Genomic DNA, 20,380 nt, shown 5'->3' on the forward strand with positions numbered 1-20,380 from the left:
CGGCGGAGCCGAGGACGGACGAGGGCCGCCAGGGCCGGATCATCACGTTCTACTCGTACAAGGGCGGCACCGGCCGCACCATGGCGCTCGCCAACACCGCCTGGATACTCGCCGCCAACGGCTTCCGGGTGCTCACCGTCGACTGGGACCTGGAGGCACCCGGCCTCGGCCGGTTCTTCCACCCCTTCCTCGACCAGGCCGCCGTCGACGGCACCACCGGCATGATGGACCTCTTCGCGGACTACTACGACGAGGCCCGCCGCCCCGTCGAGCGCGCCCTCGACTGGCACGAGGACTTCGCCCGCATCCACCCGCACGCCATCTCGCTCTCCTGGAGCTTCCCCGGCACCGGCGGCCTCGACTACGTGCCGGCCGGCCAGGTCAACCGGGACTACTCCGCCAACCGGATCGACTGGGACGACTTCTACGAGCGCTACAACGGCCAGCGCTTCCTGCAGTCGCTGCGCCAGGACATGAAGCACCACTACGACTACGTCCTGATCGACAGCCGGACCGGCCTCACCGACACCGCGGACATCTGCACCGTCGAGATGCCCGACGAACTGGTCGTCTGCTTCACCCTGAGCGACCAGAGCATCGACGGCGCCGCCCGCATCGCGCACACCGTCGACGGACGGTTCGGCGACCGCGGCATCCGCATCCTGCCGGTGCCCATGCGCATCGACGAGAACGAGAAGGAGAAGGCCGACGCCGGCCGCGCGCACGCCCGGATCCGCTTCTCCGGCCTCCCCTCCGGCCTCGCCGAGCCCGAACTCGCCCACTACTGGGCCTCCGTGGAGATCCCCTACCGCCCGTTCTACTCGTACGAGGAGATCCTCGCCCCGTTCGGCGACGCGCCCGGCCAGCCGGCCTCACTGCTCTCCGCCTGCGAACGGCTCACCGCGGCCATCACCCGCAACCGGGTCACCGCCCTGCCGCCGATGGACGAACTCGAACGGCTCCGCAACCTCGACGCGTTCATCCGCCGACGGCCCACGGCCCCCGCCGACCTGTACCTCAGCTACGTCGCCGAGGACCGCGTCTGGGCCGACTGGATCGCTGCCGTGCTCACCGACGCCGGCTTCCGGGTCGTCTCCCGCGACCTCGGCGTCGGCTCCGACCCGCGCTCCTCCACCGAGCAGGGCATCGACTCGGCCTTCCGCACGGTCGCCGTACTCTCCTCCGCCTACCTCGTCTCGCCGCAGGCCCAGGCGCTGTGGGAGCGCACCGTCGGCGGCGACCCGGCCGGCACCCGCCGCCAGGTCATCCCCGTCCGCGTCGGTGACGTCCGGCTCACCGCGCCGTTCAACAACCGCAACCCCGTCGACCTCGTCGGCCGCGACGAGATCCAGGCCGCCCTCACCCTGCTGCGCGCCGTCGGCCACACCGATCCGGTGCCCACCGAACGCAGCCCCGGCAGCCCGCGCTTCCCCGGCACCCGCCCCACCTACTGGTCGGTGCCGCAGCGCAACCCCTCGTTCACCGGGCGCGCCAAGGTCCTCGACGACCTGCGCGAACAGCTGGTCGGCGGCCCCACCGCCGTGCTGCCCACCCCGCAGACCCTCTACGGCCTCGGCGGCGTCGGCAAGACCCAGGTCGCCCTGGAGTACGCCCACCGCTACATGTCGCACTACGACCTGGTCTGGTGGATCGACGCGGAGCAGGCCGAGTCCGTCGTGCACGACCTCGCCGAACTGGCCGACCGGCTGGGCCTGCGCGTCGGCGAGAGCGTCAACGAGGCCGCCGAGGCCGCCCGCGAGGCGCTGCGCCGCGGCACGCCCACCGCCCGCTGGCTGCTGATCTTCGACAACGCCGACGAGCCGTCCGAGGTCCGCCGCTACTTCCCCGGCGGCTCCGGCCACATCCTCATCACCTCGCGCAACCAGGGCTGGTCCGGACAGGCCGGGGTGCTCGGCGTCGACGTTTTCACCCGCGGCGAGAGCATCGACCACCTGCGCCGCCGGGTGCGCGGCCTCTCCCGGCAGGACGCCGACCGGGTCGCCGACGCCGTCGGCGACCTGCCGCTCGCCGTCGAGGTCGCCGCCGCCTGGCTGGAGACCACCCGCACCCCGGTCGACACCTACGTCGCCCAACTGCAGGCCGAGGCCACCAAGGCACTCGCCGCCGGCGACACCCCGGTCGACTACCCCACCCCGGTCGGCGCCACCTGGAACGTCTCCATCGCCCGGCTGCGCGAGCAGTCCCCGGCGGCCGTCCGACTCCTCCAGCTCTGCGCCTTCTTCGCGCCGGAGCCGATCTCGCTCACCCTCTTCTACAACGACCAGATGACCAGGTCCCTCGCCCCCTACGACGAGGACCTCACCGACAGCTTCATGCTCGGCAAGGTCATCCAGGCCGTCAGCCGCTACGCCCTCGCCAAGACCGACGCCGCCAGCAACAGCTTCCAGGTGCACCGCCTCGTCCAGGCCGTCGTCCGCAGCGGCATGACCGAGGCCGAGCGGGAGGATGCCATGCACGACGTGCACCGCATCCTCGTCAGCGCCCGGCCCGCCCTCGGCGACACCGACGACCCCGCCAACTGGCCCGCCTTCGAGAAGATCTGGCCCCACCTGCTGCCCTCCCGGGCCCAGGACTGTGGCGAGCGCGAAACCCGCGAGATGCTCATCGACCGCGTCCGCTACCTGTGGAAGCGCGTCGACCTCGACCGCGCCATGGCCCTCGCCCGGACCCTCGGCGACTCCTGGGCGGCCCGCTACGAGGTGGAGACCAACGCGGCCGAGCGGCGCTTCCTGCGCCGGCAGATCCTCAGCCTCAACTTCCAGCTCGCCAACGTGCTGCGCTCCCAGGGAGCGTTCGCCGAGGCCCTGGAGCTCGACCGGGCCACCCTGGCCGGCCAGAAGGAACTGCTCGGTGACCACAACGCCTTCACCCTGATGACCGCCGGTTCGCTCGCCGCCGACCTGCGCGCCCTCGGACGCTTCCAGGAGGCGCTGATCCTCGACACCGACACCCACAACCAGTTCCGCGACCTGTTCGGCGACGACAACCCGCGCACCCTGACCGCCGCCAACAACCTCGCCATCGACCACCGGCTCGTCGGCAACACCCAGTTCGCCCGCGACCTCGACCAGGAGACCTACGACCGCCGGGTCGCCGTCCTCGGCCCGAACCACCCGTACACGCTGTCCAGCAAGTCCAACCTCGCCCGCGACCTGCGCGAGATGGGCGACTACAAGGGCTCCGTCGACATGCTGCGCGAGGTCACCGAGAGCCTCGACGCGATCCTCCAGCCCGACGCCCCGGAGAACCTGCGCTGCGCCAAGTCGCTCGCCGTCTCGCTCCGCCGCGCCGGCGAGGTCCGCGAGGCCCGCCGGCTCACCGAGCAGACCTACGAGCGCTACGTCGAGCGGTACGGCGAGGAGAACGCCGAGGCCCTGGCCTGCCGGCTCAACCTCGCCGCCGACCACAGCGCCGCGGGCGACAAGGAGACCGCCCGCGACATCGCCGCCGCCGCCTACGAGGGCTACCGCCGGCAGCTGGGCGACCAGCACCCCTTCACCCAGGTCTGCCAGAACAACCTCGCCATCTACCTCCGCGGCAGCGGCGACCTGCCGGGCGCCATCCGGCACAACGACGAGGCCGTCAGCGGACTCGCCCGGTCCCTCGCCCCGGACCACCCCTACACCCTCAACGCCACCATCAACCTCGCCAACGCCTACGGCGACGACCACCAGCTCACCAGGGCCGAAGAACTCGGGCGCGCCGCCTACGCCGGGCTGCAGAACCGCTACGGCCCCGACCACCCCGACGCGGTCGTGTGCTCGCTCAACCTCGCCATCACCCTGCGCGCCGCCGGCCGCCAGGACGAGGCCGAAGCCCTGCGGCGGCAGTCGATCTCCGCCCTGGTCGAGCTGTTCGGCGACGACCACCCGACGATCGTCTCCGCCCGCGGCTGGCAGCGGATCAACCGCGACCTCGAACCCCAGCCGCTCTGACCGCAGGCCGACCCGCCCCCGCCGGTCCCCGGGGGCGGGGCCGACCGCGGTGTAGCCTGCGGGCCTGATGACCGACACCACCGCACCCAGGGTCCTCGTCACCCGCCGGCTCGCCCCCGGCGTACTGGACCGGCTCGCCGCCGCCTGCGAGGTCGTGCACCACGACAGCGAGGAACCGCTGCCCCGCGCCGACCTGCTCGCCGCCGCGGCCGGCTGCACCGCGCTGCTCACCACCCTCGACGACACCGTCGACACCGAGCTCCTCGACGCGGCCGGCCCCGGCCTGCGGCTGGTGGCGAACCACGCGGTCGGCACCCACAACATCGACCACGCCGCCTGCGCCGCCCGCGGCGTCGCCGTCTCCCACACCCCCGGCGTGCTCACCGAGTCCACCGCCGACATGGCCTGGGCCCTGCTGCTCGCCGCCACCCGCCGGCTCGGCGAGGGCGAGCGGCTGCTGCGCTCCGGCCGGCCCTGGGCCTGGGCGCCGACCTTCCTGCTCGGCGTGGAGCTCTCCGGCACCCCGCTCGGCATCCTCGGCATGGGCCGGATCGGGCAGGCCGTCGCCCGGCGGGCCGCCGGCTTCGGCATGCCGGTCGGCTACCACAACCGCAACCGGCTCCCCGCCGACCTCGAACGGGGCGCCCGCCACCTGCCGCTCGACGACCTGCTGGCGAGCTCCCCCGTCCTGGTGGTCACCGCCCCGCTGACCGCCGCCACCCGCCACCTGGTCGACGCCGAGCGGATCGCGCGGATGCCCGCCGGAGCCGTCCTGGTCAGCATGACCGCCGGGGTGGTCGACGAGGAAGCGGTGGCCGCGGCCCTCGCCTCCGGGCACCTGTTCGCCGCCGCCGTCGACAACTTCGAGCACGAGCCCGCCGTCCCGGCCGCACTGCTCGCCCAGGAGCGCGCCGTGCTCGCCCCGCACCTCGGCAGCGCCACCGTCCGCACCCGGCAGGCCATGGGAGACCTGGCCGTCGACAACGTGCTGGCCGTGCTGGCCGGGGCCGAACCGCCGACCCGGGTCAGCCCGCCGCCCACTTCAGCGCCTCCGTCATGACCTTGAGCGCACCGAAGTGCGCCGCACCCGGCTCCAGGTAGAGGTCGGCCCCGGGGATGTGGTCCGCCAGCCAGCGGGAGTGGTCGACCGGCGAGAACTGGTCGTCCGCGCCGTGCCAGAGCCGGGTCGGCACCCGGATCTCGGAGACCTCGAAGCCCCACGGGGCGGTGAAGGCCAGTACGTCGTCGATCCAGCCGTCCGCGCCGTGCCGGAAAGCCTCCTGATAGGTCGCCAGCAGCATCCGCCGGATCCCCGCGTCCGTCACCAGCACCCGGTCCGTCGGCGGCAGTTCCGGAACCAGGCCGTTGATCAGCTCGTGCGGGTTGTCCCGGATCAGCTTCGACCGGGCCTGGAAGGCGTCGACGAAGTACTCCTCGCCGCGCTCCACGTCCGTGTACTCCCGCACGTTGGACGCCGTCATCCCGCCGTACCAGTCCAGCCCCTCGGCGTGCCGAGGCGCCAGGCTCACCAGCGCGGCCACCCGGGCCACCCGCTCCGGCAGCAGCGCCGCGCAGGCCAGCGCGTGCGGCCCGCCGCCGGACCGGCCGAGCACCGCGAAGCCGTCCAGCCCGAAGGCGTCCGCGATCGCCACCACGTCCTCGGCCGCCGCGGCCACCAGCCGGCCCGGCCGGCGGGTCGACTCGCCGTAACCCGGCCGGTCGAAGGAGATCAGCCGCATCCCGAGCCGTGCCAACACACTGCTGCGCGGCACGGGCCCCACCCTGCTGCCCGGCGTGCCGTGCAGCAGGAACACCGGCTTCCCGTACGGATCACCGGTGGTCTCGACCGCCAGCCTCCGCCCCCCCTCGGCCTCGACCAGTCGTCGTACCACGCAGTTCCTCCAGGTCAGTTGGGCACGTCCAGGCTGCGCACCTCGCGGCGGGCCTGCCAGGTGGTGTGTTCCCGTGAGATGGCGTCCTCGGCGTCCCGGGCCAGCCGGGCCCAGGTCTCCTCGGCGTCCTCGGAGTCCGGCCGGAGCTGGTCCAGCTGGCGCTCCACCAGGACGAGTTCGGACGCGGCCAGCGAATAGGCGGCCGCCTGCGGCCGGTACTGCCGCAGCTGGGCCCAGGCGGCCACCGAGGCGGCCACCGCGGAGACCGTGCCCAGCGCGTCGTAGCTGAACCAGCCGAGCGCCCGCAGCACCGCCAGCACCAGGCCGAGCATCGGCAGGGCGATCCCCAGCCGCCCGGCCCACCGGCCCGCGTTGGCGCACTGCCGGGCCTTGTTCTGGTACCAGGTGCGCTGGGCGTGCACCCGCTCGCGCAGGTAGATGTCCCGGCGCACGGTGAGCGGCTGCCCGCGCAGCTGCTCCATCTTCTCGGTGATCTGCGGGTGCCGGGCCGGCGCCCGCCAGCCCTGCAGCTCCGTCCGGACCCGGGCCATCTGCGGGATCACCCGGTCGGTCTCGAACTCGCCGAGGATGCCGTCCAGCTGGATCGCGTAGAGCCGCTCGGCGTCCGGCAGCTTCTTGGGCGGCGGCCGGTAGGAGTCGGCGCGCACCGCGTACTTCCAGGACAGCGTCTTCACCGACTCGGCGACCGCCCGGCCCTCGTACCAGAGGCCCTGCGGGTTCTGCACGCTGACCAGCGCGGCCATCAGCACGGTGCACAGGTACGCGGCGGCGGCGACCCAGGCCCATCCGGTGCCGTCGGCCGATCCGGTCGCGGCGGCACCGACCAGCAGCACCAGCTCCCACCGGGCGAGCAGCACGGCCCGCCGCTGGCCCTGCAACGAGGAGGAGTCGGCGGCCCAGAACAGCTCGGGCAGCAGGTCCTCCTCGCGCACCCAGCCGATCGAACGTGCCGGTCCCGTCGTCATGTCGGCCCCCCACCGTCGCTCGAACCCCAGCAGCCCGAACAGCCCCCGGCAGCAGCTGTTCTGCCCCGCCCGCCCACGCGGTACGCCTGGGGAACGGCCAGTATGGGTGCGGACCGTCCCGGACGGACAGGCACAGTTCGGACAGAAGCCGTGCCCGGACCGGCCACGGACCGGCCGCGGACCGGCCGCGGACAGCCCCGGTCCGACCACCGGACCGGGGCCGACGGGCCGTCAGAAGGCGTAGTAGATGCGCTCCCGGTTGTCCGCCATGACCTTGGCGTTCCACTCCGTCCCGCCGTCCACGTTGCCGGACCGGAACAGCGGCGGGGTGATCCCCCGCTCGGTCAGCCGGCCGACCGCCGAGACCACGACGGCCTGCATCAGCGCGCTGGTCACGATCGTGGAGACCGGGCCGAAGCTCGTCCGTGCCCCCGCGCAGGACAGCTCCCCGTCGCCGACCGCGATCTTGTTGTCCAGCACCACGTCGCAGTTGTCCTTGAGGTACGTCCCGGACGGGTGGTGGGAGGAGACCGCCTCCGGGTAGGCGAGCGAGGTCACCCCGACCACGTTCATCCCGCGCTCGCGGGCGTGCCGGGCCAGCTCGACCGGCATCACCTGACGGCCGGAGAGCGAGATCACGAACAGCAGGTCGCCGGCGGTCGCCGGGGTGAGGTCCAGGGTGGCGGTGGCCAGCCCGGAGACCCGCTCCAGCGCACTGCCCAGCGGCGCCGGCATCACGTTCACCCCGGTCATCCCCGGCACGTTCAGCAGGTTGACCACCACCAGGCCGCCGGCCCGGTACACCACGTCCTGGGCGGCCAGCGAGGAGTGCCCGGCACCGAACGCGAAGATCCGGCGACCCTCCGCGACCGCGTCGGCGAGCAGCTCGGCCGCGGCCCCGATCGAGGCCGCCTCCTCGCGGCGGACCCGCTCCAGATGGGCCACGGCGGCGTCGAAGTACTGCCCGACCAGGTCGGTCATCGAAATCTCCGAATCTGTGCGGGGCCCGGTGGTCCAGACCGCTCATGGAGGAAGATACGGCGAGCACGGTGCTGCCTGCGGCGGTCCGCTGTCAACAGCGATGAAAAGAGCCGGGCATGTACCACGACCGGCTCCTGTTGACACTGCGGTACGCCAGAATTGGCGGTGAGGACACCGAAGAACGGAGACCAGCGGCGATGTCTGGCCTGATCGACACCACGGAGATGTACCTCCGCACCATCCTCGAACTGGAGGAGGAGGGCATCACCCCGATGCGCGCCCGCATCGCGGAGCGCCTGGAGCAGAGCGGTCCCACGGTCAGCCAGACCGTCGGGCGGATGGAGCGTGACGGCCTCCTGCGGGTCGCGGGCGACCGCCACCTGGAACTCACCGAGGAGGGCCGCCGGCTCGCCGTCCGCGTCATGCGCAAGCACCGGATCGCCGAGTGCCTGCTGGTCGACGTGATCGGCCTGGAGTGGGAGCAGGTCCACGAGGAGGCCTGTCGCTGGGAGCACGTGATGAGCGAGACGGTCGAGCGCAAGGTGCTCGCCATGCTCGGCCACCCGACCCAGTCCCCGTACGGCAACCCGATCCCCGGACTGGACGAGCTCGGCGACACCAAGGCCGAGGGGGAGGGCTTCGACGCGGCCCTGCTCACCCTCGACTCGGTGGCCGGCAGCGGCAGCGCCAGCGTGGTCGTCCGCCGGATCGGCGAGCCGATCCAGACCGACGAGGAGCTGATGCGCACCCTGCGCCGCGCCGGTGTCCGTCCGGGCGCCACCGTCCAGGTCGCCCCGGCCGCCGGCGGCGTCCTGGTCGGCGCCGGCGAGGGCGCGGCCGAACTCGGCAAGGACATCGCCGCCCACGTCTTCGTCGCCCAGGCCTAGACCCCGGGCCCGTTCCCGGGCTCCGGTCCGCGACCCGGCCGCGCCCCGTGCGCCGGGCCGGCCTTCGGCGTGCCCGCGGTTCCTCACCGCGTCAGGGGCCCGGTGCTCCCCGGCACCGGGCCCCTGTCGCGCCCCACCCGTCCCCCTCGGTTCCCTCCCTGCTCCCTCCCTGTTCCCCGAACGACCACGGCACCGGCCACCCCGAGCTGGGACGGTGCCGCAGCCCCCGATCCCCCTTCCCCGCGTCCGGCTTCCCCGACCGAACGCCCCTCCCGGCCCCCCGGGTCCGTGCCCCCTCTCGTGCTGCCGCCGTGCGTCCTCCCGCCGGAATTTCTCCCCTCGGCAGGTCCCGCCAATCCTTGAGAGTTGTCACCCGAACGAGCAGGCTTGCCGCGCTGACCAGCGGGTACACCCCCGCCTCAGGGCGCAGACGCGTCAGGCGGGCCCCGCCCCCTGTGAGGGGCGGGGCCCGCCGGATGCGCGCGAGGGTGTCGCGCGGTTCCCGCCCTCACCCGATAGGAGCAGGGCGGCGATCGGCGGACGGGTGAATTCCCGTCAGGCCCGGTTCAGCGGACGGCCGCCACGGCCGGCCCCGGCTGCGGCCGGAGCGGCTGCAGGGCCTCCCGTCCGCAGGCGTAGGCGAGCGGATTGATCAGTTCGGCGGCGTCCGGGAGCCAGCGGTTCATCGCGGACGGCGGGCGCGCCCACTGGGCGAAGCCGTAGGGGCCGATCCGGGACGGCGGCGCCACCACGTGGTCGCCCTCGCCGCGGGCCACCAGGTCGAGCCGGCCGGGTGCCCAGCCCAGCTTGCGGAGCATCTCCGGGACCTTGGCCGCCACCCCGGGCAGCACCAGGAAGTGCAGCCGGCGGCCGGCCCGCCCGGCCACCGCCGGGACGGCCACCACCGGGCCGAGCTGGAGCCCCATCCGCTCCATCCGGGCCAGCGCCAGGCAGCCCGCCACCTCCGGTACGTCCAGCACGTCGAAGGAGCTCCCGGTGGGCAGCAGGACGGAGGCCTCGGGGCGCTCCGTCCACCAGCGGCGCACCACGCCCGGGCCCGCGCTGGCCCGGCGGCGCCAGTCCTCCTCCGCCGGGTGGGCGCCCGGCAGCGCGCACCGGAGGTCGCCGCACGAGCAGTGCGCCGGTCCGTCGCCGTCGACCAGCCACGTGCCGGGGACGACCTCCCAGTGGCGGTCCTCCGCGTAACTGACGGCTTCGATGAGGAGCGGGGGCGGACCCTGCTCACGGGCTCCTGGGCTGTTGTCCACGTGGTGCTCAACTACCGTGCGTGAAGGCGGTTACGGTCGGACGGCGGGTGGTCAGCAGGGCGCCGCCGATGTCACCCTCGACGGTGAGCCGGCCGTCGTGTCGACCGCCGTTCCGGGGGCGGTAACGGGCGCAATGGGGGCGCACAGGGGCATTCATCAGGGCGCGTGGGGAGTGGATGCGTCACCCTGGGTATTCCGCTGGTGTCGCCGGGTTGCCGGCCGGGGGCAGGTCGCGCTCCCGCCGCCGGCGCACGCACCAGCAGCAGAATCGTCGCCCCGCGGTCAGGGCCGGGGGCGTTGGGGAGGCGAAGTCCATGGCCGCGAGACCACTCGTCGCACGAGAGCCCAACGAGCGCTTGCAGCAGCTGATCCAGGAGGCGGGCTGCTCGAACGCGGGCCTGGCCCGCCGGGTCAACCTCTGCGGCGCGGAGCACGGCCTGGACCTGCGCTACGACAAGACCTCGGTGGCCCGCTGGCTCCGCGGCCAGCAGCCGCGCGGCCAGGCGCCCGCCGTCATCGCCGAGGCGCTCGGCCGCAAGCTCGGCCGCGGTGTCACCGTGGACGAGATCGGCATGGCCGACGGCAAGGGCCTCAGCTCCGCCGTGGGCCTGCAGTTCGCACCCAACCTGAACGCCGCGCTGGAGCAGGTCTGCGAGCTCTGGCGCAGCGACGTCGGCCGGCGGGACTTCCTGGCCGGGGCCGCGGTGGCGGCCTCCGCCCTGGTGGAGCCCAGCCGGGACTGGCTGATCACCCCGCCGGACCCGGTGGTCGCCCGGGCCGGCGCCACCCGGGTCGGCCCGACCGACGTCGCCGCCGTCCGGGCCACCACCCAGATGCTGGTCGAGCTGGACCACCGCTTCGGCAGCGGCCACGTCCGCCCGGTCGTGGTGCACTACCTCAACAGCGTGGTGTCCAACCTGCTCTCCGGCGGCTACCGGGACGAGACGGGACGTCAGCTCTTCGCCGCCGTCGCGCGGCTGACCGAGCTGGCCGGCTACATGGCGGTCGACACCGGTCAGCCGGGGCTGGCCCAGCGCTACTACATCCAGGCGCTGCGGCTGGCCCAGGCGGCCGACGACCGCGGCTACGGCGGCTACGTGCTCGCCGCCTCCATGAGCCACCTGGCGGCCACCCTCGGCAACCCGCGGGAGATCGCCCAGCTCGCCCGGGCCGCCCAGGAGGGCGCCCGTGCGGTCGCCACCCCGACCGCGATGGCGATGTTCTACGCCGCCGAGGCGCGCGGCCACGCACTGCTCGGCGACGCCCGGTCCTGCGAGGCGGTGGCGGCCAAGGCCCAGGAGGCGATGACGCACCGCAACCCGGCGGACGACCCGGACTGGATCGTGCACTTCGACGAGGCCTACCTCGCCGACGAGCTCGCGCACTGCCACCGGGACCTCGAACAGGGCGCGAAGGCGGAGGCGTACGCCCGCACCGCGCTGGAACTGCATCCGGTGAGCCGGGTGCGCCGGCGCGCGGTGGACCTCGTCCTGCTGGCGACGGCGCAGTTGCAGCAGCGCGAGGTCGAGCGGGCCTGCGAGACGGGCACGCAGGCCGTGCGGCTGCTGAGCGGTCTGCGCTCGAACCGCGGGGTGGAGTACCTGCACGACTTCCGCAGCAGGCTGGAGCCGTACCGGGAGCACCGGGTCGTCCGGGAGTTCCAGGCGAGGCTGGCGGGGGAGGCGGCGTAGCGGCGGAGGGGGCGGCGGGCCCCCTCGCTTCGTGAGGAGCGGGTGAGGAACGCCCTCCCTGCGTAGTCACCCGTGCAGGTGACCGGGTAGCGTGGGCGTGCTATGCAGCGTTACCCAGGTCGTCGAGCAGTTGTGGTCCGCCGTCAGCGAGCGCGCGGCACAGGTGAGGAATCGCGTTGAGCCAGCGCCGCTTCTCCCACTCCCATTCCTCCAGCGACTTCAATCTGGACGATCTGTTCAGGCCGGAGTCCGGAGGGGAGCAGGGTCAGCCGGGCGTGCCCGCACAGCAGGCGCCGCCCGTCCAGCAGCCGGTGCCGCAGGCCGCACCGCCGGTGCCGGGCCAGGGCGGCCCCGAGTACTGGGGGCCGCCGCCCGGCGCCGCCCAGCCCGCGGCCCCGGTCGAGCACGCGCCGGAGACGCAGTACCTGCCGCCGTACCCGACCACGGACCCCTCGGTCGGCGGGGCCCCGCAGACGTCGGGTCAGGCGACGCCGGGTCAGCCCGGCTACGGCGGGCAGTCCTACGGCGGCCAGCAGGCCTTCGGCGGGCAGCAGCAGCCGTACGGCGGCCAGACCTTCGGCGGGGGCTTCCCGGCGGAGGCGCAGCCGCAGCAGGCCGTGCCGCAGCCCGGCTACGGCGGCCAGCAGACCTTCGGAGGCCAGTCCTTCCCCGGGGCCCCGGCCGCGCCGCCGGCCGTCCCCGGCCACGGCGAGCCGGGCGGCCGGGCGGCCGCCCGCTCCGACCGGCCGTCCAACAAGATCGTCATCGGTGGTGTGATCGCGGGCTGCGCGGCGGCGGGCATCCTCGTCGCGGTGCTGATGAGCGGTGGCGACGACGACCCGTCCGGCACCGGGACGACGCCGGTGGCCAGGGCGTCCAGCGGCGCCCCGGCGACCGCCGGCACCGGTGGCATGACCCCGGAGGCCAAGGAGCAGGCCAAGGCGCTCTCCGACCTGCTGGGCACCGCCAGTGCCAGCCGTCAGGCCGTGGTCGGCGCGGTGGCGGCCGTCGGCAGGTGCGACAAGCTGCCGGAGTCGCGGGCGGCGCTGACCGACGCGGCCGCGCAGCGGCAGGGCCTGGTGACCAAGCTCGGCGCGCTGAAGGTCGACAAGCTGGCCGGCGGCGCGGAGCTGACCTCCCAGCTGCAGCGGGCCTGGCAGGCCTCGGCCACCGCGGACACCGAGTACGCGGCCTGGGCGGGCGACGCCGCGGCGGGCTGCGACCCGGCGGCGATCAAGAACAATCAGCACCTGAAGACGGCCACCGAGGCCAGTGGCACGGCGACCGGGGCGAAGGAGAAGGCCTCCTCGCTGTGGAACGCGATCGCGGGCCAGGCCGGGCTGCCGAACAAGGACAAGACGGAGCTCTGAGCCGCGGGCCGCGGCCGGAGGCCGCAGGCCGCAGAACGCCGAGGGGCGGACGGGAGTGATCCCGTCCGCCCCTCGCCGTCCGCCGGGGTGCCCGCCGCCGTCAGGACGGGGCCTTGCCCCCGGCGAGCACCCAGCGGACGTCGACGAAGCCCTTGTGCTGCTCGACCAGGCGGCCGCCCTGCACGTGCTGGAAGGTGACCGAGGTGTTCACCAGCCGCGGCGAGTCCGCGCTGGCGAGCATGTTGGTCATGCCCCAGCTGAGCGGCGGGGTGGCGCCGTTGGTCTCGATCGGGTCGCCGCCGTCCAGCACGCCGCGCAGCGTCTTGGCGGTGAGCGGCTTGCCGGCCTCGACCCGGTTGGCGGCGGCCCGCAGCACCTCGTAGGCGACCCAGGTGGTCTGCACGCCGGGGTCGGCGACGTCGATCGCGGTGTCGCCGCTGCCGTAGCTGCGGACGGTGCCGCGCAGCGCGTCCCACACGGGCGAGGACTCGGGCGGGAACCAGCCGGTGGCGTAGGCGCCGCCGAGCGGCCCGCCGTCGCCGCCGGTGGAGTCCACCACGGACTGCTGGAAGCTGCCGATCACCGAGGCCAGCACGGTGTGCTTGGGGCCGAGCCGGCGGAACGGGTCGAGCAGGTTGGAGGTCGGCTCGGGGCCGAGCGCGACCGTGACGCAGTTGCCGTTCCGGTCGTCGCCGATGGCCTTCTGGGCGATCGGCGTGTAGTCGTTGGACCGCTCGGGCGCCTTGACGTCGGTCAGCCGGATCCCGGCGGGCCGCAGCGCGGCGTCCAGGTAGCCGACCAGGGTGTCGCCGGCCCGGGTGTCCGGGCGGATCAGCGCGACCGACTTGCAGCCCGCCTCGACCAGCTGGCGGCCGCTGCCGGCGATCAGCGCGGGCGTGCCACCGGCCACCGGGTAGGACAGCGGGCTGCTGAACTCCGGCGTCGACAGGCCGTAGCCGCCCAGGTAGGGGATGCCGGCCTGCTCCAGCGTGGAGACGAAGCTGCCGCCGTACTGGCTGTAGGAGCCGACCACCGCGACGGCCTTCGCGTCGATCGCCTGCCGGGCGCAGGCGGTGACGCCGTCGGCGGTGTTGTGCTCGTTGCAGGTCAGCACGCGCAGCGTGCGGCCGTGCAGGCCCCCCTTGGCGTTGATCTCGCGCCCGATCGCCTCGGCGAGCGCGGTCATGCCGGGCCGGTCCGCCGAGCCCGTGCCGGAGGGCGCCCAGGTCATCACGGTCAGGTCGCCCGAGGCGGAGGCGGCGTCCGCCGGTCCGCCGCAGGCGGAGGTGGCGAAGACCGCGGGGACGAGGGCCGCCGCCGCGGCCAGGACGCCCGCTCTGCGGCGGGTCCGCCGGAGTCCGGTGCTCTGCCGGCCGGCGGGCCGATGGTCGTCGGGCGATCCGTTCCGCCTCATGGTGACTCTCCCCTCCCGGGTACACACCCACGGCCGCACTGTGATTCGGCCGAAATCAAGCCTTGACCTCGGTTCGCACGCCGAGAGGGACGAAAAGCGAACGCGAGGCCAACGGGGGCGGAACTCCGGGGGGTGACGCGTGTAGACCCGGCGGTCGGCGGCGGCACGTACGATCGAGGCACGATGTCCGACTCCACAGATTCTTCGTATCGGTCCGCCAACACCTCTTCTCGCGGCGGCCGCCGCTCCAGCACGATGGGCCGCATGCCGCTCAACGATCTCCCGTGGTGGCGCTGGCGGGCCCGCATCCGCTCGGCGCTCCACATGCTCTCCGACCCGTCCTTCCAGCAGCACACCTGGCTGGCCGGCCTGGACGGCTACGGCGACGTCACCGACGCCGTCTACCGCCTGGTCGAGGACAGCTGGCTGGACCGCTGGTCCGCCGAGAAGTACATCGGCACCGTCGTCCGGGACGCCGCCGAGGCCGCCGCCCTGGACGCCGCGGTGCTCCGGGTCCTGCGGGTGCTGCACCAGGTCGGTGCGGACGCCCCCGCCGTCTCCTACCTCGGGCACCAGCTGTGGCCCGAGGCGGTCGCGGCCGCCCGGGAGGCCCACGTCCTGTTCGCGGTCAACGACGGCGAGGACCCGGACACCCCGCCGCGCAGCCTGGAGGTGCTGCGGATCATGACGCAGGCGGCCTGACCGGCCGCCCGGCGCGCGGCGGCGTCCCGCAGTCCGGTCAGCGGCGCGCCGGGCGTCCGGAATGTGACACGCTTGGCCGTCCGTCGTGAGCGAGTGGAGGAACCCGCACGTGGAAGAGCAGAAGGCCGGCGCCCAGTACGTCCTCACGCTGTCCTGTCCGGACAAGCAGGGGATCGTGCACGCGGTCTCCAGCTACCTCTTCATGACCGGGTGCAACATCATCGACAGCCAGCAGTTCGGCGACGCCGACAGCGGGCTGTTCTTCATGCGGGTGCACTTCTCCGCCGCCGGGCAGGTCACCGCGGAGAAGCTGCGGGCCAGCTTCGCCGCCGTGGGCGCCTCCTTCCACATGGACTGGCACATCCACTCGACCGCCGAGCGGATGCGTGTCGTGCTCATGGTGTCGAAGTTCGGCCACTGCCTGAACGACCTGCTCTTCCGCACCCGGATCGGCGCCCTCCCGGTGGAGATCGCCGCCGTGGTCTCCAACCACACGGACTTCCGCGAGCTCACCGAGTCCTACGGGATCCCGTTCCACCACGTCCCGGTCACCCGGGACACCAAGGCCGAGGCCGAGCGCCGGCTGCTGGACCTGGTCGCCGAGGAGAACGTCGACCTGGTGGTGCTCGCCCGCTACATGCAGGTGCTCTCGGACGACCTCTGCAAGGAGCTCTCCGGCCGGGTGATCAACATCCACCACTCCTTCCTGCCGAGCTTCAAGGGCGCCAAGCCGTACCACCAGGCGCACACCCGCGGGGTGAAGCTGATCGGCGCCACCGCGCACTACGTCACCGCCGACCTCGACGAGGGCCCGATCATCGAGCAGGAGGTGGCCCGGGTGACCCACGACGTGACCCCGGAGCAGCTCGTCGCGATCGGCCGGGACGTCGAGTGCCAGGCGCTCGCCCGGGCCGTCAAGTGGCACAGCGAGCGGCGGGTCCTGCTCAACGGCAGCCGCACGGTCGTCTTCGCCTGAGCCCGCCCGGGCGCCCGGCCCGCGGCCCCGGCGCCCGTCAGGGCCGGGAGAGCAGCGGCAGTGCGTGCAGCACCTGCCGGATCGCCTCCCGGTCGCCCTCCCGCCCGACCGGGATCAGGTCCGGGTCGCGGTGGGCCGCAGCCAGGTAGCAGAACTCCAGGCCGTCCAACGCCATCTCCGCGACCGGTTCGGCGACCCCGCCGCGCCCGTCCAGCGGGATCAGCCACTCGCCGGCCGCCGGCCCGTCGATGACCAGCCGCAGCGAGCGTCCCGGCGAGCCGGCCGGGACGGGCTGCGCCCGGCGGGCGGCGAACAGCCGGGGGAGTATCCGCGCCCCGAGGTCGATCAGCCGGTGCAGGTGCGCCGGGGCGGGCGGCGGATAGGGGTAGTCCACCGCGCGGGCGATGTCGTCGCCGTGGATCCAGCACTCGAAGGCGCGGTCCAGGAAGGCGTCGCGCAGCGGCAACACGGCGAAGCCGTAGTCCACCGGAGCGCCGCCGTCGCCGCCGCCCGCCGAGGCGGCCCGCAGCAGCTCCCGGCTCTGCCCCCGCCAGCGCAGGCGCACCTGCTCCGGGTCGTCGCCGCCGGCCGCGGTGATCAGGGCCAGGGTGCGGTCCAGCACGTCGGCGGGCCCGCCCTGCCCGGGCACCCGGGGCGTCGGCGGACGCCGCCCGACCATCGGCGGACGGGCACCGCCCAGCGGGTCGGGCAGGCCGACCGTGCGGGCGAGGTAGCCGTCCACCGCGGTCAGGTGGCAGATCACCTCGGCCGCCCGCCAGCGCTGCACCCCGCCGTGCCACGGCAGTTCGGCGACCTCCTGCCACTCGGCCGGGCCGAGGTCGCTCAGCAGGGCGTCCAGCTTGGCGCTCTCCGCGGCGTACGGGGCCGCCCAGGCCGGGATCGGCAGCTCCGCCGGGCGGCGGGCCAGGCACCAGTCGAGCACCTGGCGGCGCAGCGTCGCCGAGAGGTCGAGCGGTTCGTCGGGGGTGAGTTCGGCGGCGGCACGGCTCAGCCGGGCCGCCTCCTCGGCGCACTCCGGGCAGCCGGCGAGGTGCCGGTCGACCTCGGCGGCCTCCTCCCGCGGGCAGGCCCCGAGCGCCCACGCCCCCAGCAGGGAGCGCAGCGCCTCGTGCCGCCCGGGCGCCGTCACGGCCCCGGCCGTCCGGCCGCCGGTACGGGCTCCGGGACCGGCTCCGGGCGGGCGCCGTCCAGGGCGTCCGCGTGGCTGCCCGTGCGGACGGCGCCGCGGACGCCGCCGCGGACGCCGCCGTGGCGGCCGTCGCGGGCCACGTCGTGGGAGGCCGCGAGTTCGCCGGCCACCAGTTGCAGGCCGAGCCGCATCCGGTGCTTGGCCGCGCTCTCGCCGATCCCGAGCCGGCGGGCGGTGTCCCGGTAGGTGCGGCCCTCGTGGTGGCCGGGGGCGATGGCCTCGCGCAGCGGGTCGGGCAGCGAGGCGACGGCGTGGTGGGCGCCGGCGGCGGCGGACCGGGCGGCGATCTCGTGCTCGTCGCCGCAGCCCTCGCGCAGCCGCGCCACCGCGCCGCGGTGGGTGAGCCGGCCCAGCCAGGAGCGCAGGGTGCCCTGTTCGGGGTGCCAGCGGTCCGGGTCCGTCCAGACCTGGGCGAAGACGTCGCGGGTGAGCTGTTCGGCGGCGTCCTGGTCGTCGAGGACGCGCAGCGCGAGGCCGTGCACGAGCGGCGCGAACCGGTCGTACAGCTCGCCGAGCGCCGTCTCCTCGCCGCGGACGAGGCGGAGCGCGAGACGTTCGTCGGAACTGCTCATGCGGTGCCGCGCTCTCTGCTCACGAGGGTGTCCCTCCCCGCTCTCCCCGGCGTGTCGCCGGCGCCGGCCGCACCGCGCCCGCCCGGGCACGCCGGCCGACGGGCCATGCCTGCGACCACGGTATCCAAGACCGCGCACCCGCCGGGTGAAATGCGGAAATGAGGGGACGGGAAGTTTCACCCCGTCAGATCCTGCCGGTACCCCGGCGGCGACGGCCGGTTCGGACAGATGTGGGAAGGGTGGTTCGCTCGTGGCGGGCGCCCCGGACGGCCGCTCTGGCGGTACCGTCGTTGTGCTCGTGCACAGGCCCCGACCCGGCCGGACGATCGTCGGTGCGACGCTCGTCAGGGTGAGCGGGACAGTATGCACCGAGCTGTCCCCCGATCGCTGGAATATGCCCGAAGCGCTTGCTGCGACCACCCGGTCGAATCATCCTGAGGCGTATTCGTGTCGAAGCCATGGGTAATCCGACCAGGCAGACCGGCCGAGCGCGGCCGGCCGACCGGTGTGATGAAGGCGCTGCCGCCCGGGCCGGGCGGCAGGGTGTGGGTGGCCGATTACCGAGTGCGGGTGGTGGAGCGGTGCAGGTACTTCAGGTGCAGCTGGCGGTCCAGGCGGACCCGGCGGAGGTCGGCAGGGCGCGCCGGTGGGTACGGACCAGGCTTCAGGGGCACGGGCTCGACCCGGACGCGCCGATCGCCGAGACCCTGGTGCTGGTCGTCTCCGAACTCGTCACCAACGCCGTGGTGCACACCGGCTGTCCGGCCGTGCTGAGACTCACCATGCCGGTGGCCGACGCCGCGTCGCCTGACGCCGCCTCATCGCCGGTGCGGGTCGAGGTCGCCGATGCCAGCCGGACGGCGCCCGCCCCGAGGCACGCCGGCCGGGACGCCACCAACGGCCGCGGCCTGGAGCTGGTCGAGCTGCTCTGCGTGCGCTGGGGCTGGTACCCGGAGGGCTCCGGCAAGCGGGTCTGGTGCGAGATCGACCCGGCCGCCGAGGCGCCCGTCCCGGCCGCGGTGCCCGTCTTCGACGCACTCGTCCGGCAGCTCTGACCGCCCGGCGTCCGCGGGCCGCGCCCCCGCCCGGGACCGCCGTGCGCACCGGTGCACCCGGAGCGCACGGGCCGTCCGCACCGGCCCGGCCGTGCTCCGCATTCCGGCCGATGCGCCGCAACCTCGCCGAATTTACGACAAGCCATTGACGTGACGTATCCGACTGATCACGCTTGGGTGCAGCTCCGTCGCGAGGGGACGCCGAGGGGAGCCCGGGTGGTGCCAGCACATCAGGGGGACCGGCTGCCGACCGCCCGCAGGCCTCCTCGGCGAGTGCGGAGCGCAGGCGCGCGGGTTCAGGGCTCGCGCGTCCGCTCGGGCGGTGTCCCGGCGTGCCGTGCTCGGGGCGTGCGCGGCGGGGCACCGTCCGGCGAGCGGCGCGGCGCGGGTTCCGTGGTGCGGAAGGTCCGCCGGTAGGCGCTCGGCGCGACGTCGAGCCGGCCGCGCAGGTGCAGCCTCATCGAGGCCGCGGTGCCGAACCCGGCCCGCCGGGCCACCTGGTCCACCGACAGGTCGGTCTCCTCCAGCAGCCGCCGGGCCAGGTCGGTGCGCTGCAGCGCCAGCCACTCGCCCGGGCTGCTCCCGGTCTCCTCGCGGAAGCGCCGGGTGAAGGTCCGCACGCTGGTGCCCGCCCGGGCGGCCAGTTCGCCCAGCGGCAGCGGCCGGTCCAGGTGCTCCAGCGCCCAGGCGCGGACGGCGGCCGTGCCGGACCCGCCCTGCAGCGGATCGGGCCCGGGCGTCGCCACGTACTGCTTCTGCCCGCCCTCCCGCCACGGCGGCACCAGGCAGGTCCTGGCCACCGCGTTGGCGACCGCGCTGCCGTGGTCGCGGCGCACCAGGTGCAGGCAGACGTCGACGCCCGCGGCGACCCCGCCGGAGGTCAGCACGTCGCCGTCGTCGGTGAAGAGCACGTCCGGGTCCAGCCGCACCCGCGGGAACATCCGGGCGAAGCGCTCGGTGTACGCCCAGTGGGTGGTGGCCGGGCGGCCGTCGAGCAGGCCGGCCGCGGCCAGCACGAAGGCGCCGGTGCAGATCGACACCAGCCGGGTGCCGGGGCGGATCACCGCCAGGGCGGCGGCGATCCGCGGGTCGAGGACACCGTTCACCACGTCGCCGGGGCCGTCCTGCTGCGCCGGGACGACCACGGTGTCGGCCTCGGCGAGGAGTTCGGGGCCGTGGTCGACCGCGACCCGGAAGTCGGTGCTGGTGGCGACCGGCCCGCCGTCCACGGTGCAGGTGGCCACCCGGTACAGCGGGAGGCCGTCCGGGCCCTTGGCCGACTCGAAGATCCTTGCCGGGATGGCCAGTTCGAAGGCGATCACCCGGTCCAGTGCGAGCACCGCAACCCGGTGCTGCCGCGCGGCCCCTGCCATCCTGGTCTCCCTTCGCGCGGGGCGGTGCCACATTGTGACCCGGAAAC

16 protein-coding genes are annotated in these 20,380 nt (G+C 74.4%); 8 read left to right on the forward strand and 8 right to left on the reverse strand.

Going from position 1 to position 20,380, the window contains the following annotated elements:
- The first annotated feature begins 80 nt into the window (after positions 1–80).
- Together fxsT and AB0O09_RS08865 are read left to right on the forward strand one after the other, a co-directional pair.
- Entirely contained in the window at positions 81–3,956 is a 3,876-nt protein-coding gene (gene fxsT, locus AB0O09_RS08860) for an FxSxx-COOH system tetratricopeptide repeat protein (protein WP_363540900.1), read from the forward strand.
- Positions 3,957–4,023: 67 nt separating this feature from the next.
- The gene (locus AB0O09_RS08865; RefSeq protein ID WP_363540843.1) at positions 4,024–5,016 is read left to right on the forward strand and encodes a D-glycerate dehydrogenase; all 993 of its coding nucleotides are present in this window, start codon (positions 4,024–4,026) and stop codon (positions 5,014–5,016) included.
- Here AB0O09_RS08865 and AB0O09_RS08870 read toward each other — a convergent pair.
- The 3 genes from AB0O09_RS08870 to AB0O09_RS08880 form a co-directional block, all read right to left on the reverse strand.
- Positions 4,982–5,848, reverse strand: coding sequence for an alpha/beta fold hydrolase (locus AB0O09_RS08870; RefSeq protein ID WP_363540844.1), 867 nt, complete (start codon positions 5,846–5,848; stop codon positions 4,982–4,984). The genes AB0O09_RS08865 and AB0O09_RS08870 overlap by 35 nt on opposite strands.
- Positions 5,849–5,862: 14 nt before the next feature.
- A complete protein-coding gene (locus AB0O09_RS08875; protein WP_363540845.1) occupies positions 5,863–6,834 on the reverse strand; it encodes a DUF4231 domain-containing protein in 972 nt (323 codons plus the stop codon).
- Between the two features lie 231 nt (positions 6,835–7,065).
- Positions 7,066–7,821: an SIS domain-containing protein gene (locus AB0O09_RS08880; RefSeq protein ID WP_363540901.1), complete on the reverse strand. Its 756-nt coding sequence runs from the start codon at positions 7,819–7,821 to the stop codon at positions 7,066–7,068.
- A gap of 191 nt (positions 7,822–8,012) precedes the next feature.
- On the opposite strand from AB0O09_RS08880, the gene AB0O09_RS08885 reads away from it, so the two are divergent.
- Entirely contained in the window at positions 8,013–8,702 is a 690-nt protein-coding gene (locus AB0O09_RS08885; RefSeq protein ID WP_030268918.1) for a metal-dependent transcriptional regulator, read from the forward strand.
- Between the two features lie 566 nt (positions 8,703–9,268).
- Here the strand turns inward: AB0O09_RS08885 and AB0O09_RS08890 are convergent.
- Complete coding sequence (locus AB0O09_RS08890; protein ID WP_363540847.1) at positions 9,269–9,970, reverse strand: bifunctional DNA primase/polymerase; 702 nt, start codon at positions 9,968–9,970, stop codon at positions 9,269–9,271.
- 314 nt (positions 9,971–10,284) lie between these two features.
- On the opposite strand from AB0O09_RS08890, the gene AB0O09_RS08895 reads away from it, so the two are divergent.
- Together AB0O09_RS08895 and AB0O09_RS08900 are read left to right on the forward strand one after the other, a co-directional pair.
- Positions 10,285–11,661, forward strand: coding sequence for a transcriptional regulator (locus tag AB0O09_RS08895; protein WP_363540848.1), 1,377 nt, complete (start codon positions 10,285–10,287; stop codon positions 11,659–11,661).
- Between the two features lie 275 nt (positions 11,662–11,936).
- Positions 11,937–13,031 (forward strand): hypothetical protein, encoded by a 1,095-nt coding sequence (locus tag AB0O09_RS08900; protein WP_363540849.1) that lies wholly within the window; start codon positions 11,937–11,939, stop codon positions 13,029–13,031.
- Positions 13,032–13,131: 100 nt separating this feature from the next.
- Here AB0O09_RS08900 and AB0O09_RS08905 read toward each other — a convergent pair whose 3' ends face one another.
- A complete protein-coding gene (locus tag AB0O09_RS08905; RefSeq protein WP_363540850.1) occupies positions 13,132–14,445 on the reverse strand; it encodes an ABC transporter substrate-binding protein in 1,314 nt (437 codons plus the stop codon).
- A 264-nt stretch (positions 14,446–14,709) separates the two neighbouring features.
- On the opposite strand from AB0O09_RS08905, the gene AB0O09_RS08910 reads away from it, so the two are divergent.
- Together AB0O09_RS08910 and purU are read left to right on the forward strand one after the other, a co-directional pair.
- Positions 14,710–15,147: a hypothetical protein gene (locus tag AB0O09_RS08910; protein ID WP_344622502.1), complete on the forward strand. Its 438-nt coding sequence runs from the start codon at positions 14,710–14,712 to the stop codon at positions 15,145–15,147.
- A gap of 109 nt (positions 15,148–15,256) precedes the next feature.
- Complete coding sequence (gene purU / locus AB0O09_RS08915; protein WP_344622501.1) at positions 15,257–16,123, forward strand: formyltetrahydrofolate deformylase; 867 nt, start codon at positions 15,257–15,259, stop codon at positions 16,121–16,123.
- 37 nt (positions 16,124–16,160) lie between these two features.
- Here the strand turns inward: purU and AB0O09_RS08920 are convergent, their stop codons facing one another.
- Positions 16,161–17,273 carry a zf-HC2 domain-containing protein gene (locus AB0O09_RS08920; protein ID WP_363540851.1) on the reverse strand — a complete coding sequence of 371 codons (1,113 nt, stop codon included), beginning with the start codon at positions 17,271–17,273 and terminating at the stop codon, positions 16,161–16,163.
- Complete coding sequence (locus AB0O09_RS08925; RefSeq protein ID WP_363540852.1) at positions 17,270–17,905, reverse strand: sigma factor; 636 nt, start codon at positions 17,903–17,905, stop codon at positions 17,270–17,272. Before AB0O09_RS08925 ends, AB0O09_RS08920 begins: the two co-directional genes overlap by 4 nt.
- 581 nt (positions 17,906–18,486) lie before the next feature.
- Here AB0O09_RS08925 and AB0O09_RS08930 point away from each other — a divergent pair.
- Entirely contained in the window at positions 18,487–18,960 is a 474-nt protein-coding gene (locus AB0O09_RS08930; protein WP_363540853.1) for an ATP-binding protein, read from the forward strand.
- 296 nt (positions 18,961–19,256) lie between these two features.
- Here the strand turns inward: AB0O09_RS08930 and AB0O09_RS08935 are convergent, their stop codons facing one another.
- The gene (locus AB0O09_RS08935) at positions 19,257–20,333 is read right to left on the reverse strand and encodes a helix-turn-helix domain-containing protein (RefSeq protein ID WP_363540854.1); all 1,077 of its coding nucleotides are present in this window, start codon (positions 20,331–20,333) and stop codon (positions 19,257–19,259) included.
- Positions 20,334–20,380: the final 47 nt, after the last annotated feature.

This window comes from Kitasatospora sp. NPDC093679, from assembly GCF_040683455.1.
In the GTDB taxonomy this organism is placed as follows: Bacteria; Actinomycetota; Actinomycetes; order Streptomycetales; family Streptomycetaceae; genus Kitasatospora; species Kitasatospora arboriphila.

Bases quoted from the DNA above. Each gene is read 5' to 3' on its own strand.
- fxsT (WP_363540900.1), top strand. From the start codon at position 81: ATGGCGCTCGCCAACACCGCCTGGATACTCGCCGCCAACGGCTTCCGG.
- AB0O09_RS08865 (WP_363540843.1), top strand. From the start codon at position 4,024: ATGACCGACACCACCGCACCCAGGGTCCTCGTCACCCGCCGGCTCGCC.
- AB0O09_RS08875 (WP_363540845.1), bottom strand. From the start codon at position 6,834: ATGACGACGGGACCGGCACGTTCGATCGGCTGGGTGCGCGAGGAGGAC.
- AB0O09_RS08885 (WP_030268918.1), top strand. From the start codon at position 8,013: ATGTCTGGCCTGATCGACACCACGGAGATGTACCTCCGCACCATCCTC.
- AB0O09_RS08895 (WP_363540848.1), top strand. From the start codon at position 10,285: ATGGCCGCGAGACCACTCGTCGCACGAGAGCCCAACGAGCGCTTGCAG.
- AB0O09_RS08905 (WP_363540850.1), bottom strand. From the start codon at position 14,445: ATGAGGCGGAACGGATCGCCCGACGACCATCGGCCCGCCGGCCGGCAG.
- AB0O09_RS08910 (WP_344622502.1), top strand. From the start codon at position 14,710: ATGCCGCTCAACGATCTCCCGTGGTGGCGCTGGCGGGCCCGCATCCGC.
- AB0O09_RS08925 (WP_363540852.1), bottom strand. From the start codon at position 17,905: ATGAGCAGTTCCGACGAACGTCTCGCGCTCCGCCTCGTCCGCGGCGAG.
- AB0O09_RS08935 (WP_363540854.1), bottom strand. From the start codon at position 20,333: ATGGCAGGGGCCGCGCGGCAGCACCGGGTTGCGGTGCTCGCACTGGAC.